Below are 14,740 nucleotides of genomic sequence, written 5' to 3'. Positions count from 1 at the left end.
GCGCCGGGCTCCTCGGGGTGTGCGGTGGGTACGCGGGTCTTCGGCTCGAACGCGGTGGTCAGCGGTTGGCGGTGGTCAGCGGTTGTACGGGGGCATCGGGCCCCTCAGCCGGGCGCCCACCTCGTCGCACGCCGCCACCACGTCCGCCGGCAACGGCCCCTCGGCCGCGGCCGCCAGGTTGGCCCGCAGGTGCTCGATCCGGGAGCCGCCCAGCAGCAGGGCGTCCACCCCGTCGCGGCCCAGCAGCCAGCGCAGCGACAGGTCCGTCAGCGGGAGGGACGCCTCATCCGCGATGCGCCCCAGGTCACGGACGGCCTCGAAGAGCCGGGGGTCCCAGTAGCGCTGCCGGTACATCGCGGCGAGCTTGGAGTCGCCGAAGCGGCCGGACTCGGGGGTCTCCTCAAAGACGTGACGCCCCGTCAGCAGGCCGCCGCCGAGCGGGTTGTAGACCATCGTGCGCAGACCGCTGGTGGCCGCGTACTCCCGGTACTCCTCCTCGATGCGCCGGGCCAGCAGGTTGTACAGCTGCTGCGCCACCACCGGGCGCGGGGCGCCGACCCGGTCGGCGGTGTGGGTCAGCTCGGCGATCTGCCAGGCAGCGTAGTTGGAGACGCCGAGTGCGCGGATCTTGCCCTCGGCGACGAACTCGGCGACGGTGCTCAGCGTCTCCTCCAGCGGCGCCGCGCGGTCGGGCTGGTGGAGGTAGAACAGGTCGACGTGGTCGGTGCCGAGGCGGCGGAGGCTGCCCTCGAGGGCCGCGCGCATGCCGCGCGCGGACAGCGGGGAGTGCTCACCGGCGTCGGCGTGCGGCATCCCGGCCTTGGTGGCGAGGACGATCCGGTCGCGGCGGCCGGGCAGCAGCTCGGCGAGGATGGTCTCGGTGACGCCCCCGACATAGGCGTTGGCGGTGTCCACGCCCGTCACCCCGGCGTCGAGCGCGGCGTCCAGCATCGCCGCGGCACCCTCCCGGTCCACCGTGTCACCGAAGGTCATGGTGCCCAGCACCAGCCGGGACAGCGGCACGGGGGACCCGGGCAGGGTCACCCCGCGGGGCGACGCCTGGGAGGTGGTGTCGGTCTGCGCGTGCGCGTTCACTGCGGTGCTCCTGATTCCTGGTGGGAGTCCTGGTCACGATCATGATCACGGTCGGTGGCGATCGCGGACACCAGGGCCCGCGGTTTGCGCCCCCGCATCGTCGCCGGGTCGAGCGCGGCGCGCCGCAGCGCCCTGGTGTACGGCTGGGCGGGCGCGGCGAGCACGTCCGCGGTCGGTCCCGATTCGACGATCCGCCCGCCGCGCATCACCACCACCTCGGAGCTGATCTCGCGGACCACTCCGAGGTTGTGGGAGATGACGATGTAGGCGAGGTTCTGTTCGGCCTGGAGTTCGCGCAGCAGCTGGAGCACCTGGGCCTGTACGGAGACGTCCAGCGCGGACGTGGCCTCGTCGCAGACCAGCAGCTCGGGCCCGCTGGCCAGGGCGCGGGCGATGCCGATCCGCTGGCGCTGGCCGCCGGAGAACTCGGCGGGGCGCCGCTGGAGGGCGCTGGAGGGCAGGCCCACCTGGTCGATCAGCTGGGCGGCCCGGCGGCCGCGCTCGGCGGCGGACCGCGTGCCCGCCAGCCGCAGCGGCTCGGCCACGATCTCCTCGGCGGTCAGATGGGGGTCCAGTGAGCCGTACGGGTCCTGGAAGACCATCTGCACCCGGCGCCGCAGCGGCCGCAGCCGCCGCTCGGGCAGCGACGCGATGTCGGTGCCGTCGAGCAGGATGCGTCCCTCGGTGGGGCGCAGCAGCCGGACCAGGGAGCGGGCGATGGTGGACTTGCCGCAGCCGGACTCGCCGACGATGGCGAGCGCGCCGCCGGGCGCGACGGTGAAGCCGACGCCGTCCACGGCGCGGAACACGCCGCCCGGGACCGGGTATTCGACCACCAGGTCCTCGACGGCCAGCAGGGGTGTGGTCACAGCGCCTCCTCGGGGACGGCGGCGGGGAGGGCGGGGGTCTCGTCCCAGGGGCCGAGGGTGGGGACGGCGGCGAGCAGATCGCGGGTGTACTGCTCGGCGGGGTGTTCCACGATCTGTTCGACGGGGCCGGATTCCACGAACCGGCCGCCGCGCATGACGTGGATGCGGTCGGAGACCAGCCGGGCGACGCCCAGGTCGTGGGTGATCATGAGGATGCCGATGCCGGTGCGTTCCTGGAGCTCCATCAGGAGGTCGAGGACGCCGGCCTGGACGGTGACGTCGAGCGCCGAGGTCGGCTCGTCGGCGACCAGCAGCTCGGGTTCGGCAGCGAGCGCGATGGCGATGAGGACGCGCTGCAGCATGCCGCCGGAGAACTGGTGGGGGTAGGCGCCCCACCGGGTCTCGGGGCGGGGGATCCGTACCCGGCCGAGCAGTTCGATGCCCTTGGCGCGGGCATCGGCGCGGGACAGCTCCGGGTGGCGGATCCGCAGCGCCTCGCCGAGCTGGCGGCCGATCGTGTGCACCGGGCTGAGCGCGGTCATCGGGTCCTGCGGGATGAGGGAGACGCCGCGGCCGCGGATCCGGCGGGCCGCCCGGGGGTCGGCGATGACGTCGACGCCCCGGACGCGGGCGGTGCCGGAGAGCACGGCCAGCCCCTCGGGCAGCAGCCGCAGCAGGCCCATCGCGGTGGTGGACTTGCCGGAGCCGGACTCGCCGATGAGGGTCACGGTCTCGCCCGCGGCGAGGGTGAAACCGACGCCGTCGACCGCGCGGACCACGCCGCCGTCGGTGATCAGCTCGATCTGCAGGTCCTCGACCTCCAGCAGCGGGGCTTGTCGGTCGCTCATCAGGAGCCCTCCGTCGTACGTCGGCGGGTACGGTCGCGCAGCCCGTCGCCCAGCAGGTTGACCCCGACCACCAGCAGGGCGATGACGAGGCCGGGCAGGGTCACCAGCCACCAGGAGGTGGTGATGTAGTCCTGGCCGTCGGAGATGATGCGTCCCCAGGTGGCGAACGGCCGCTGGGGTCCGGCGCCGAGGTAGCTGAGCGCGCTCTCCAGCAGGACGGCCTGGGCGAGCAGCAGCAGGACGACGAGGGACGCCTGGCGCACGATGTTGGGGATGATGTGGCGGGCCAGGATGGCGATCTGGCGCAGCCCCAGCACCCGGGCGGCGGCCACGTACGGTTTCTCGCGTTCGACCAGCACCAGCGAGCGGGTCAGCCGGGCCACCTCGGGCCACTGGGCGATGGCGATCACGCAGGTGATGACGGTGACGGACGGGCCGAACAGGGCGACGACGAGCAGCAGCATCATCAGCAGTGGCAGCGACATCTGCGCCTCCAGCAGCCGGGAGACGATGGCGTCCACCCAGCGGCCGAAGTATCCGGCGGCCGCGCCCGCGACGATGCCGATGAGACCGGAGACGAGGACGGCGAGCACACCGATCGACAGGGACACCTGGCCGCCGTGCAGCACCCGGGAGAGCAGGTCGCGGCCGAGCTGGTCGGTGCCGAAGAGATGGCCGTCGGTCAGCGGGGGGAGCCGGCGCCGGGACAGGTCCTGGTCGTTCGCGCCGGACAGCGGCAGCACCTGCGCGAGGGCGACGGGCACCACCACCAGCAGGGTGCACACCGCGCCCGCCCAGAGCTTGAGGCTCGCGCCGCGGTGGCGCCGGGTGGCGGCCGCGCGGGACAGGTCGCGGGCGGTGACCCGGCTGGGGCGGGGCGCGGGCGGGGCCTCGGCGGGGGCCGGGGAGCCGGTGGGGGCCGGGGGTTCGAGAGCGCCTTTCATCTCTCAGGCCGCCTTTCCCAGGCGTACCCGCGGATCGAGCAGCGGGTAGGCCAGGTCGATGAGGAGTTGGACGAGGACCGCCAGCGCGGCGGTGACCAGCACGGTCGCCTGGATCAGCGGGTAGTCGCGGGTCTCCAGGGCGCGGACGACCAGCGAGCCGACGCCGGGCCAGCCGAAGACCACCTCGACCACCACGACGCCGTTGAGCATCGCGGCGAACCGGGTGCCGAGCGCGGTGAGCACCGGGATGGCGGAGTTGCCCATGGCGTAACGCCAGGTCAGGGCGCGCTCGGAGACACCGCGGGAGCGGGCGGTGGTGACGTACGGCGAGCCGAGGGCCGCGACCATCTCGCGCCGCACCAGCCGGGAGATGAGCGCCATCTGCAGGGTGGCCACGGTGACCGTGGGCAGCACCAGGCCGCTCCAGGTGGTGAAGCCGGAGGCGGGCATCACCGGCATCACCACGGCGAAGACGGTCAGCAGCATGACCCCGATCCAGAAGTCCGGCATGGACTGTCCGGCGATGGTCAGCACATTGGCGCCGATCTCGCGCTTGGTGTCGGCGCGGCGGGCCATCCACACGCCCAGCGGCACGGCGACCACGGTGGTGAGCAGGATCGCGGAGAGGGCGAGGGTGATGGTGTACGGGACCCGGTCGAACACCACGTCGAAGGCGGGGGCGTGGAAGGAGTAACTGGTCCCGAGGTCGCCGGTGAACAGATCGCGCAGGAAGACGCCGTACTGGGTGAGCAGGCTCTTATCCAGCCCGAACTGTTCACGGATCCGGGCGAGGTCCGCACTGCTGGGATTGGGCCCGGCCAGGGCGGCGGCCGGGTCGCCGGGTGCCATGCGCACCAGGACGAAGACGGTGGAGAGGGTCAGGAAGATGGTCAGGACGCTCTGGCCAAGGCGGCGTATCAGATAGCGCGGCACGGCTCAGCCCTCCAGGCGCACGGCGGCGAGGTCGTAGGAGTTGAGCTGCAGCAGCCTCACGTCCCGGACCCGGGAGCGGCGGGCCAGCACCACATCGGGGACGAAGGCCCACAGGCAGGGGCGGGTGTTCCAGATCTCCTTCTGGACGGCGGCGAGCTTGGCGTTCCGGGTCTTCTCATCGGTTTCGGCGGAGGCGTCGGCCAGCCGGCCGGCGATCTCCGGGAAGACGTAGCCCTGGTAGGTGTCGCGGGTCTTCTCCTTCTCCGGGGTGCCGCCGTACATGCCCTGGAGGCTGGTGCTGGCGTGCCCGGTGGGGACGGAGAAGCCGTTGCCGAGGACGTCCCAGTCGCCGCGGCGGCCCTGCCGCCACTGCTGGATGTCGCCGCCGGGCTCGAACTGCTGGAGGGTCGCGCGGACTCCGACGGAGCGCAGCATCTCCAGGACGGCTTCCATCACCGAGGTGTCGCCGGGGAACTCCCCGGACTCCCAGATGATCTTCACCTTGAGGTCGCGGTGGCCGAGCGCGGCGAGTTGTTTGCGCGCCTTGCCGGGATCGTGGACGTAGCGGCCGGTGCGTATCGCGCCCTTGAGCGCGAGCGGGACCACGCCCTCGGCCTGCTGGGCGGAGCCGGTGAGCACGTCGTCGACCAGGGATGTGCCGTCGATGGCGTAGCTCAGCGCCTCGCGCACCCGCGGATCGGCGAGCGGATGGCCGCGCGGCTTGCGGAAGTTGAAGAACAGCTGGTTGACGCGGGTGCCGGTGGTGCGGTCCAGACGCACCCCGGGCAGTCCGCGCAGCTGCTCGGCCGAGTCGGGGGTGATGGTGTCGATGACGTCCAGCTCGCCGCTGCGCAGGGCCACCACGCGGCTGGACTCCTCGGGGACGAAGCGGACCCGCACCTGTGGGGTGGCGGGGCGGCGCCCCCAGTAGCGGTGGTTGACGGCGAGCGCGTATTCGCCGGTGCCGGAGTTCGCCGAGGTGACCACGTACGGGCCGGAGCCGGCGCCGCCGGACAGCTCCTCGGGCCGGTTCTTGGCGGCCGGGCTGATGAGGATGTTGGCCATCAGCTGGTCGAGGATGGGGACCGGGCGCTTGGTGTGCAGGTAGAAGGTGCGCTCGTCCACCGGTTCGAGGGCGGGCCGCTCGGGGAAGAGCCCGATGATGAACGAGCCGTTGACGCCCCAGTACATCTTCAGCGCGGTCGCCACGTCCTTGACGGTGACCGGGCTGCCGTCGGAGTAGCGCACCCCGTCCCGCAGCCGCACGGTCCAGCGGGTGGGCTCGGTCATCTCGAACCGGTCGGCGAGCACCAGCTCCGGCAGGAGCCCCTTGCCCATCCGGGTCAGGCCCTGGCGGACCGCGCGCTGCACCGTGACGGCGGCGTCGAATTGGTTGAGCTTGTTGTCGAGGCTGACCAGGGAACGGTTCAGCCCCAGGCTGATCGCACCGGGGCCGGGGCCACCGGTGGGGCCCGCGCACCCGGCGAGCGGGGCGAGGGCGAGACCTGCGGAGGCGCCCGCTCCGAGGCGGAGCATGGCCCGGCGGCTGATGTCCGGACCGCGGACGTCCGGACCACTGCTGGCCGGGTCTTGGGGGATACGGGTCATCGGTGACCTCTCGGCGGTTCTGAGGCGAGCGACCGGCTCGCTCGACCCGCTCGGACCGAGGTCCTGACGGGTCAAGGTGTCGCGGCGGTCACCGTGACATGACTGCGCGCTTTACGCAATACCTCTCGCGCGGTTCGCGCAACGTGTGTCATCATCGAGACCACGGAGACAGCGTGTCCGTCGCCTGATCACATCCGATCACGTCTGATCACTCCCCCTGTCATGGCCATTCAAGGAGGTACTGGTGGAGTTGCCGCCCGTCCGGAGCGTGCTGGCCGTCGCGGACGACCTGTCCGGTGCCGCCGAGACGGCCGCCGGGCTGAATTCGCGCACAACGCGCAGTCGGGTGCTGCTTCTTGGGCCCGATGGCACGCGTCCCGAGCAGATATCCGCGGCGGACGCGCACACCGTGACCGTGCTGGACCTCGACTCGCGGCACTGCCCGGCCGAGGACGCGGCCGCCGCGGTCCGCGGCGCGCTGGAAGGGACGGCCGCGGGCGGCACCCTGGTCCTGAAGAAGATCGACTCACTGCTGCGCGGCAATGTCGCCGCCGAGGTCGCCGCGCTGGCCGGGGACGGGGCGGGCGTGGTCGTCGCCCCCGCCCTGCCGGTCGCCGGGCGCGTGGTGCGCGCGGGCGTGGTGCACATCGGCGGGGTGCCGCTGCACGAGAGCGCGGCCTGGCGCGCCGAGGCCACGGCCCCGCCGTCCTCGGTGGCCGACGCGCTGGGCGGACTGCCCACCGCGCTCGTCCCCCTCGCGACCGTACGTGCCTCGCGCCACACCCTGGCGACCGCCCTGCGAGCCGCGGTGGCGGCGGGACGGATCGCGGTCTGCGACGCCGAGACGGACGCCGACCTGGACGCGATCGTCGAGGCCTCCCTCGCCGAGCACCCGCGGCCGCACCTGGCCGGCACCGGCGGGCTGGCGACGGCCCTCGGCCGCCACCTGGCGGGCCTGCCCTCCACGGCGGGCGGTGACGCGCGCCCGGCGCGGGCCGATACCGCGGCGCGGCCGGACATCGCGGCGCGCCCCGGGACGGCGAACGCGGCGCCGCGCGCGGCAACCGCGCTGCGGGCCGAAGCCACGGAGGCCGCCGACCGGCCCGTGCTGGTCGTCGTCGGTACGGCCGAGCCGGGCGCCGTCGAGCAGGTGCGCCGCCTGGTCGCCGACGGGGCCGTACATGTCGCGCTCGACCTGGTCGGCCTGCTGTCGGTGCCGCCCGCGGCCGCACTGCCCCCGCTGACGGCCCCCGTCACGGTCGTCACCATCGCCCCGGCCGCCGGTCCGCCACGCGGCGCGGTAGACCCCGCGACGGCCGTCGCGGCGGAGGTCATCGACACCACCCCCGTACCCGCCCGGCATCTGGTGCGCGGGCTGGCCCGCACCGTCGCCGGCACTCTCACCACCCACGGCGGCGCCGTCGATCTCGTCCTGACCGGCGGGGAGACCGCACGCCGGGTCCTGGACGCGCTCGCGGTCACCCGGCTCGACCCCGTCGGGCAGGTGCATCACGGCGCCGTACACCTCCGCACTCCCGACGGGCGATCCGTCGTGACCCGCCCGGGCAGCTTCGGCGATCCCGATTCCCTGCGTCACATCGTCCGGGCGCTGCGCCCCCACTCGACCGAACGGAAGGTCACCTCATGAACGCACCCACCAACCTCGACGCCGCCGGCCCGCTCCCGCTCATCGCGGTGACCATGGGCGACGGCGCGGGCATCGGGCCCGAGGTGATCGTCCCCGCCCTGCTCGCCCCGGAGACCCTGCGGCGCTGCCGCCCGGTGGTCATCGGGGACGCGGAGCGGCTGCGGCAGGCGGCCCGGCTGCGCGGCATCGCGTGCGAGATCGTCACCGTCGGCGCGCCCGCCGAGGCCGAGTTCACCCCGGACCGGCTCAACGTCATCGACCTCGGGCTGCTCCCCGCCGACCTTCCCTGGGGCGAGCTGTCCCCGGTCGCCGGGGACGCCGCGTACCAGTACGTACGGGCGGCCGCCCGGCTCGCCATGGACGGCGAGGTGCAGGGCATCTGCACGGCGCCGCTGAACAAGGAGGCCCTGCACGCGGGCGGGCACGTCTTCCCCGGCCACACCGAGCTGCTGGCCCATCTCACCGGTGTCGAGGAGGTGTCGATGATGCTGGCCACCCCGACGGTGAAGGTCATCCACGTCACCACCCACATCGGGCTCATCGACGCCGTCAACAAGATCGAGCCGGGTCTGGTCGAACGCACCGTGCGCCGCGGCCACGACGCGATGGTCCGCGCCGGTACCCCGCAGCCGGTGATCGGAGTGTGCGGCATCAATCCGCACGCCGGGGAGAACGGGCTGTTCGGCTACGGCGAGGAGGAGGAGAAGATCGTCCCCGCGCTGGAGGTGCTGCGGCGGGACGGCATCGACGCCCGCGGGCCGCTCCCCGCCGACACCGCCTTCTTCCTGGCCGGGCGCGGCGACTACGACCTGATCGTGGCCATGTACCACGACCAGGGGCACGGCCCGGTCAAGGTGCTGGGGCTGGAGGCCGGGGTCAACCTCACCGTCGGCCTCCCGGTCATCCGTACCTCCGTCGACCACGGCACCGCGTTCGACATCGCCGGTACCGGAAAGGCCGACGCCGGTAGCATGATCGAGGCGCTGCGGCAGGCCGCCGACATGTCGCCCTCGCCCACCCGCTGAAGCCCACCACTCACGGACCGAGAAGGACGCGTGACATTGCCGGTACAGGGAGCACGGGCCCGGCGCGACCAGATCGTCCACCTCGCGACGACCACGGGCCTCGCCAGCGTGGAGGAGCTGTCCCGCGCCTTCGGGGTCACCGCCTCCACCATCCGCCGCGACCTCGCCCAGCTGACCGCCGACGGCCGGCTGGCGCGCACGTACGGCGGGGCGATGGCCCTGGTCGCCCACCCCGAGGCGTCGCTGCGCCAGCGCACCGGCGAGGCGTTCGAGGCGAAGCGGGCCATCGCCCGCTGGGCGGCGTCCACCGTCCGCACCGGCGAGACGGTGCTGCTGGACGCGGGCTCGACCGTCGGCGCCCTCGCCCATGAGCTGCGCACGGCCGAGGGGCTGACGGTGGCCACGACCGGGCTGACCGCGCTCCAGGAGCTGGCCGACGTGGAGTCCGTCCGGGTCGAGTGCCTGGGCGGTACGCTCCGGCCGCTGAGCCAGAGCTTCCTGGGCCCGCTCGCCGAGGCGGCGCTGGAGCGCATGACGTTCGACCGGGTCTTCCTGGGCGCCGACGGGGTGACGGCCGAACACGGCATCTGCGAGGCGGATCTGCGGCAGACCCGGCTCAAGGAGCTGATGGCCCGGCGCGCCGAGAAGGTGTACGTGCTGGCGCACTCGGCCAAGGTGGGCCGGCGCCCGTTCCACACCTGGGTACGGCTGCCACCCGGCTGGACCCTGGTGACCGACAGCGGCTCCGACCGGGAGGAGCTCCGGGCGCTGCGCGCCGGGGGCGTCGAGGTCACTGTCGTGGACGACGGGACTCCCGGATGAATTCCGCCGTAGTCATGCGTGGACAGGGGGCGATCGGGCACCCGACCCGCATATGACGTGGCCACCGTCTCATGAGCTTTGGAGGACATCGTGGCACGGCAGACCGATCCGCATTCCACCGCCGACCCGACGCGGCCCGACGACCCCGTGCCGCCGAACCCGACCCCGTCGCCGGGGCCGGGCGGCCCCGAGCCGGGACCCGCGCCGGGGCCCGTGCCCGGACCGCCTCCGGGGCCGCCGCCGGATCCGGTGCCGTCGCCTCCGCCGGAGCCGCCGAGCCCCACGCCGGGGCCGCCTCCGGGCCCGTCCCCCGATCCGGTGCCCCATCCCCCGGGCCCCGATCCGGTCCCCGACCCCTCCCCGGCGCCGGGCCCGCTGACCTGATCCGGCCTGGTCCGGTCCGATCGGGCCCGGGGTCGCGGGGGCGCCGCGTAGCCCTGCCGGCGTAAGCGGACGGGTGCGGTCGCGCGTGCGGTGAGAGGGTCGGAAGCCCGGACCGCCAAGGAGCCGCAGATGCCGCGCACCGCACCGCCCCGCCCCGTTCTGGAGCCCGCAGCCGCCGCGTTCGCCGAGGCCACCGCGCGGCCACCGTTTCTGTACGAGATGTCGCCCGCGGAGGGCCGCAGGACGGTCGACGCGGTGCAGTCCGGGGAGGTTCCCAAACCCGAGGTGGACGAGGAGTGGATCGGCGTCACCGGCATTCCGGCCGGTGGGGTGCGGGCACGGGTCCTCCGTCCGCCGAATGTCTCCGGGACGCTCCCGGTGATCCTCTATGTGCACGGCGCGGGCTGGGTGTTCGGCAACGCGCACACGCATGACCGGCTGGCCCGGGAGCTGGCGGTCGGGGTCGGCGCGGCCGTGGTGTTCCCCGAGTACGACCTGTCCCCCGAGGCCCGCTATCCGGTGGCCCTGGAGCAGTGTTACGCGGTCGGGCAGTGGGTCGTGGCACACGGCGAGGGCGCCGGGCTCGACGCGGACCGGCTCGCGGTGGCCGGGGACTCGGTGGGCGGCAACATGACCGCCGCGCTGACGCTGATGGCCAAGGAGCGCGGCGATGTCGCCTTCGTCCAGCAGGTGCTGTTCTACCCGGTGACCGACGCGAGCTTCGACACCGGCTCGTACGAGCAGTTCGCCGAGGGCTACTTCCTGACCCGCGAGGGCATGAAGTGGTTCTGGGACCAGTACACGACCGACCCCGCGCAGCGCGCCGAGATCACCGCCTCCCCGCTGCGCGCGGACACCGACCAGCTCAAGGGGCTGCCGCCCGCGCTGGTCATCACCGGTGAGGCCGATGTGCTGCGGGACGAGGGCGAGGCGTACGCGAACAAGCTCCGCGACGCCGGGGTGCCGGTGACCGCGCTGCGGATGCAGGGCATCATCCATGACTTCCTGATGCTCGACGCGCTGCGCGACACCCATGCGGCACGGGCCGCGCTCACCCTCGCCGTGGACACCCTGCGCGGCGCGCTGGGCACGGCCTGACCCGGGCGCCCCTCGCGGCCTCAGCCCCCGGCGCCACGCGCCTTGGCCTGCCGCTTCATCTGCTGCTTGTGGGCGCGCACCTTGTCCAGTGACTCCGGTCCGGTGATGTCGGCCACCGAGCGGTACGAGCCCTCCTCGCCGTACGCCCCCGCCGCCTCGCGCCAGCCCTCGGGCCGCACCGCGAACCGCTTGCCGAGGAGGGCGGCGAAGATCTGCGCCTTCTGCTTGCCGTAGCCGGGCAGGGCGTTCAGCCGCCGGAGGAGTTCGGCGCCGGTGGGGGCATCGCGCCACAGGGCGGCCGCGTCACCGTCGTAAGTCTCGACCAGGTACTGGCACAGCTGCTGGATCCGCTTGGCCATCGATCCGGGGTAGCGGTGCACGGCCGGCTTCTCCGACAGCAGCTCCGAGAACCGCTCGGGGTCGTACGCGGCGATCTCATGGGCGTCCAGGTCGTCGGCGCCCATCCGCCGCGCGATGGTGTACGGGCCGGTGAACGCCCATTCCATGGGCACCTGCTGATCGAGCAGCATGCCGGTCAGGAGGGCGAGGGGGCTGCGCGCGAGCAGGGCGTCGGCCTCGGGCTGCTGGGCGAGACGAAGGGGGGCGTCCATCACCGGCGGATACCCAAGCGCTCCGGCACCGAATCACCCAGCGTCACAGTTCCCCCCAAAGACGCAGAAAAGGTGGGGCGATTTGACCGAATTGCACGACCTTGGGGTGCATGCGAGCCTGGTTGCGACCGCAGAACCGACCGTGAAACCGATCGCCCCCTCCAAGAGCGGGGCCTCACCGCATCACCGCTGTGCCGCGGGCAGGCCGTGACATCGGACCACGGAGGCGAGTGACCATGCCAGCAACCGCGACTCGCCGCCGACGCCATGACGACACCCCCGACACCGGCGGCGCCTTCCTGCGACTGTCCCGGCTCCCCTCCGGGCCCGAACGCGACGCGCTGCGCGAGGCGATCATCTGCGAGTGGCTGCCGGTCGCCAAGCGTCTGGCGCTGCGCTTCCGCAACAAGGGCGAGAACATCGAAGACCTCACCCAGGTCGCCTCGCTGGCCCTGGTGAAGGCCGTCGACCGCTACAACCCGGACCTCGGCCACGCCTTCCCCTCGTACGCGATCCCCGTCATCACCGGTGAGCTGAAACGGCACTTCCGCGACTATCTGTGGACGCTGCACATCCCGCGCAACATCCAGGAGGTCCGCTCCCGCACCCGCTCGGCGCGCGACGCGCTGGAGCAGGAGCTGGGCGGCCGCACCCCGACCGTCGGGGAGATCAGCACCCGTACCGGTATGCCGCAGGAGGACGTGCGCGCCGGTCTGGAGGCCAGCGCCTCCTGCACCCCGCTGTCCCTCAACGCCGCCGTACAGGGCGCCGAGGAGCGGCTGCTCGCCGAGACGGTCGGCGCGGACGACGCCGCGATCGAACGGGTCGTCAACCGGGAGTCGCTGCGGGTGCTCATCGCGAATCTCTCCGAACAGGACCGCTACGTGCTCTACCTGCGGTTCTTCGCCGGGCTTTCGCAGAGCCAGATCGGCGAGATCCTCGGCTTCTCGCAGATGCACATATCCCGCCGGCTGTCCCGGCTCTACAGCGAGCTGCGCCAAGGGCTGCTGGCCCACGCGTGACCCGCGTGACCCGTTACGGCAGGAGGTGCCGATGCGCTCCGAGACCGCCCGTATCGCCGCGGACGACGCCCTGCTCGTGGGCGATCTGGTCCTTCCCGACAACCCCTCCGGCGTGGTGGCGTTCGCCCACGGCAGCGGCAGCTCCCGGCACTCTCCGCGCAACCGGGCGGTGGCCCGGGTGCTGCAGGAGGCAGGGCTGGCGACGCTGCTGTTCGACCTGCTCACCGAGGCCGAGGAGCGAGTCGACGCGATCACCGCCGAGCACCGCTTCGACATCCCACTGCTGGGGCGGCGGCTGGCGGCGGCGGTCGAATGGCTCGGCCACCACCCCGGCACCGCCGGGCTGCCGGTCGGCCTGTTCGGCGCCAGTACGGGCGCGGCGGCCGCCCTGACCGCCGCCGCCGAGCGGCCGGAGCGGGTGCGGGCCGTGGTCTCCCGGGGCGGCCGCCCGGACCTCGCCGGCGGGGTGCTGAACCGGGTGAATCAGCCGGTGCTGCTGATCGTGGGGGGTGACGACCACGAAGTGCTGCGGCTGAACGAACAGGCCGCCGCGATGCTGGCCGCGCCGCACGAGGTCCATGTGGTGCCCGGGGCGACCCATCTCTTCGAGGAGCCGGGAGCGCTGGAGCAGGCCGCCGGGGCGGCGCGCGACTGGTTCCTGAGCATGACGCAGAAGCGCGGCGCGCGGCGGTAGCGCTACCAGGGGGTGCGCTACCAGGGTGTCTGCCCGCTAGCCGCCCAGCACCTCGCGCAGGTCGTACGAGACGGGCTCCTCCAGCTGCGCGTAGGTGCAGCTCTCCGGCTCACGGTCGGGCCGCCAGCGCCGGAAGCGGGCGGTGTGCCGGAAGCGGTCGCCCTGCATGTGGTCGTACGCGACCTCGCACACCCGCTCCGGGCGCAGCGGCAGCCACGACAGGTCCTTGACGCCGGTCCAGCGGCTGGGCGCACCCGGCATCCGGCTCCGGGTGTGCGCCTCCTCGCGCGCCCAGTCGGCCCACGGGTGGCCCTCGGCCGACTCCATGCGCAGGGGCTCCAGCTCGGTCATCAGCTCCCGGCGGCGGCGCATCGGGAAGGCGGCGCAGACGCCGACGTGCTGGAGGCGGCCGGTGGCGTCGTGCAGGCCGAGCAGCAGGGAGCCGACGACCGGTCCGGACTTGTGCAGCCGCAAGCCCGCCACCACGCAGTCGGCGGTCCGCTCGTGCTTGACCTTGACCATGACGCGTTCGCCGGGCCGGTAGCCGAGGTCGGGGCGCTTGGCGACGATGCCGTCCAGCCCGGCGCCCTCGTAGTGGTCGAACCACTGCCGCGCCACGTCGAGATCGTCTGTCCAGGGGGCGGTGAACACGGGGTCGCCGGCCTCGCGGAGCGCCTCGGTCAGGGCCTCGCGGCGCTCGCCGAGGGGCACGTCCAGATACGAGGTGTCACCGAGGGCGAGGAGGTCGAAGGCGACGAAGCCCGCCGGGGTGGTCCGGGCCAGCATCCGCACCCGGGAGTCGGCGGGGTGGATGCGCTCCAGGAGTGCGTCGAAGTCCAGACGGCCGCCGCGCGCGATGACGATCTCGCCGTCCAGGACGCAGCGCGGCGGCAGATGAGTGCGGAAGGCGTCGACGAGTTCGGGGAAGTAGCGGGTGAGCGGCTTGGCCGTCCGGCTGCCGATCTCGATCTCGTCCCCGTCGCGGAACACGATGGCCCGGAAGCCGTCCCACTTCGCCTCGTACCGCATCCCGGGCGGGATCGTGGCCACCGACTTGGCCAGCATCGGTGCCACCGGGGGCATCACCGGAAGGTCCATGATGTCTTCGATTGTGCGGCCGCAGGGGCCCGCGCGCCCGC

14 protein-coding genes are annotated in these 14,740 nt (G+C 73.3%); 6 read left to right on the top strand and 8 right to left on the bottom strand.

What is annotated here, in order from left to right; translation table 11 throughout:
• Positions 1-75: 75 nt before the first annotated feature.
• From ASC60_RS16580 to ASC60_RS16555, 6 genes are read right to left on the bottom strand one after another with little or no spacing between them, the layout of a single operon-like run.
• Entirely contained in the window at positions 76-1,095 is a 1,020-nt protein-coding gene (locus tag ASC60_RS16580; RefSeq protein ID WP_055551566.1) for an aldo/keto reductase, read from the bottom strand.
• Entirely contained in the window at positions 1,092-1,964 is an 873-nt protein-coding gene (locus ASC60_RS16575) for an ABC transporter ATP-binding protein (RefSeq protein ID WP_055551564.1), read from the bottom strand. Before ASC60_RS16575 ends, ASC60_RS16580 begins: the two co-directional genes overlap by 4 nt.
• Positions 1,961-2,812 (bottom strand): ABC transporter ATP-binding protein, encoded by an 852-nt coding sequence (locus tag ASC60_RS16570; RefSeq protein ID WP_055551562.1) that lies wholly within the window; start codon positions 2,810-2,812, stop codon positions 1,961-1,963. Before ASC60_RS16570 ends, ASC60_RS16575 begins: the two co-directional genes overlap by 4 nt.
• On the bottom strand, positions 2,812-3,756 hold the full coding sequence (locus tag ASC60_RS16565; protein ID WP_055551560.1) for an ABC transporter permease: 945 nt from the start codon (positions 3,754-3,756) through the stop codon (positions 2,812-2,814). The genes ASC60_RS16570 and ASC60_RS16565 overlap by 1 nt, the downstream gene beginning before the upstream one ends.
• A gap of 3 nt (positions 3,757-3,759) precedes the next feature.
• Positions 3,760-4,689, bottom strand: a complete 930-nt coding sequence (locus ASC60_RS16560; RefSeq protein WP_055551558.1) for an ABC transporter permease — start codon at positions 4,687-4,689, stop codon at positions 3,760-3,762.
• A gap of 3 nt (positions 4,690-4,692) precedes the next feature.
• Positions 4,693-6,297, bottom strand: coding sequence for an ABC transporter substrate-binding protein (locus ASC60_RS16555; RefSeq protein ID WP_055551557.1), 1,605 nt, complete (start codon positions 6,295-6,297; stop codon positions 4,693-4,695).
• Between the two features lie 244 nt (positions 6,298-6,541).
• Here ASC60_RS16555 and ASC60_RS16550 point away from each other — a divergent pair, with 244 nt between their 5' ends.
• From ASC60_RS16550 to ASC60_RS16535, 4 genes are all read left to right on the top strand, one after another.
• Positions 6,542-7,945 carry a four-carbon acid sugar kinase family protein gene (locus ASC60_RS16550; RefSeq protein ID WP_234356970.1) on the top strand — a complete coding sequence of 468 codons (1,404 nt, stop codon included), beginning with the start codon at positions 6,542-6,544 and terminating at the stop codon, positions 7,943-7,945.
• Positions 7,942-8,970 carry a 4-hydroxythreonine-4-phosphate dehydrogenase PdxA gene (pdxA, locus tag ASC60_RS16545; protein WP_055551555.1) on the top strand — a complete coding sequence of 343 codons (1,029 nt, stop codon included), beginning with the start codon at positions 7,942-7,944 and terminating at the stop codon, positions 8,968-8,970. Before ASC60_RS16550 ends, pdxA begins: the two co-directional genes overlap by 4 nt.
• A 36-nt stretch (positions 8,971-9,006) precedes the next feature.
• The gene (locus ASC60_RS16540; protein WP_055551553.1) at positions 9,007-9,792 is read left to right on the top strand and encodes a DeoR/GlpR family DNA-binding transcription regulator; all 786 of its coding nucleotides are present in this window, start codon (positions 9,007-9,009) and stop codon (positions 9,790-9,792) included.
• A 513-nt stretch (positions 9,793-10,305) separates the two neighbouring features.
• A complete protein-coding gene (locus ASC60_RS16535) occupies positions 10,306-11,274 on the top strand; it encodes an alpha/beta hydrolase (protein WP_055551551.1) in 969 nt (322 codons plus the stop codon).
• Positions 11,275-11,294: 20 nt separating this feature from the next.
• Here ASC60_RS16535 and ASC60_RS16530 read toward each other — a convergent pair whose 3' ends face one another.
• Positions 11,295-11,885 carry an HhH-GPD-type base excision DNA repair protein gene (locus ASC60_RS16530; protein ID WP_055551549.1) on the bottom strand — a complete coding sequence of 197 codons (591 nt, stop codon included), beginning with the start codon at positions 11,883-11,885 and terminating at the stop codon, positions 11,295-11,297.
• Positions 11,886-12,121: 236 nt separating this feature from the next.
• Here ASC60_RS16530 and ASC60_RS16525 point away from each other — a divergent pair, with 236 nt between their 5' ends.
• Together ASC60_RS16525 and ASC60_RS16520 are read left to right on the top strand one after the other, a co-directional pair.
• Positions 12,122-12,907 (top strand): sigma-70 family RNA polymerase sigma factor, encoded by a 786-nt coding sequence (locus ASC60_RS16525; RefSeq protein WP_055551547.1) that lies wholly within the window; start codon positions 12,122-12,124, stop codon positions 12,905-12,907.
• A gap of 31 nt (positions 12,908-12,938) precedes the next feature.
• On the top strand, positions 12,939-13,601 hold the full coding sequence (locus tag ASC60_RS16520) for a dienelactone hydrolase family protein (protein ID WP_055551545.1): 663 nt from the start codon (positions 12,939-12,941) through the stop codon (positions 13,599-13,601).
• Positions 13,602-13,637: 36 nt separating this feature from the next.
• On the opposite strand, the gene ASC60_RS16515 is transcribed toward ASC60_RS16520, so the two are convergent.
• Complete coding sequence (locus ASC60_RS16515) at positions 13,638-14,699, bottom strand: ATP-dependent DNA ligase (RefSeq protein ID WP_055551543.1); 1,062 nt, start codon at positions 14,697-14,699, stop codon at positions 13,638-13,640.
• Positions 14,700-14,740: the final 41 nt, after the last annotated feature.

Origin of the sequence: Streptomyces sp. NBRC 110028 (assembly GCF_001417735.1) — a bacterium.
GTDB lineage: Bacteria > Actinomycetota > Actinomycetes > Streptomycetales > Streptomycetaceae > Streptomyces.
The sequence above is the reverse complement of the archived record's forward strand: the minus strand, read 5'-3'. Positions and strand labels throughout refer to the sequence as shown.

Bases quoted from the DNA above. Each gene is read 5' to 3' on its own strand.
- ASC60_RS16555 (WP_055551557.1), bottom strand. From the start codon at position 6,297: ATGACCCGTATCCCCCAAGACCCGGCCAGCAGTGGTCCGGACGTCCGC.
- pdxA (WP_055551555.1), top strand. From the start codon at position 7,942: ATGAACGCACCCACCAACCTCGACGCCGCCGGCCCGCTCCCGCTCATC.
- ASC60_RS16525 (WP_055551547.1), top strand. From the start codon at position 12,122: ATGCCAGCAACCGCGACTCGCCGCCGACGCCATGACGACACCCCCGAC.
- ASC60_RS16515 (WP_055551543.1), bottom strand. From the start codon at position 14,699: ATGGACCTTCCGGTGATGCCCCCGGTGGCACCGATGCTGGCCAAGTCG.
- ASC60_RS16565 (WP_055551560.1), bottom strand. From the start codon at position 3,756: ATGAAAGGCGCTCTCGAACCCCCGGCCCCCACCGGCTCCCCGGCCCCC.
- ASC60_RS16520 (WP_055551545.1), top strand. From the start codon at position 12,939: ATGCGCTCCGAGACCGCCCGTATCGCCGCGGACGACGCCCTGCTCGTG.
- ASC60_RS16530 (WP_055551549.1), bottom strand. From the start codon at position 11,885: ATGGACGCCCCCCTTCGTCTCGCCCAGCAGCCCGAGGCCGACGCCCTG.
- ASC60_RS16570 (WP_055551562.1), bottom strand. From the start codon at position 2,812: ATGAGCGACCGACAAGCCCCGCTGCTGGAGGTCGAGGACCTGCAGATC.
- ASC60_RS16535 (WP_055551551.1), top strand. From the start codon at position 10,306: ATGCCGCGCACCGCACCGCCCCGCCCCGTTCTGGAGCCCGCAGCCGCC.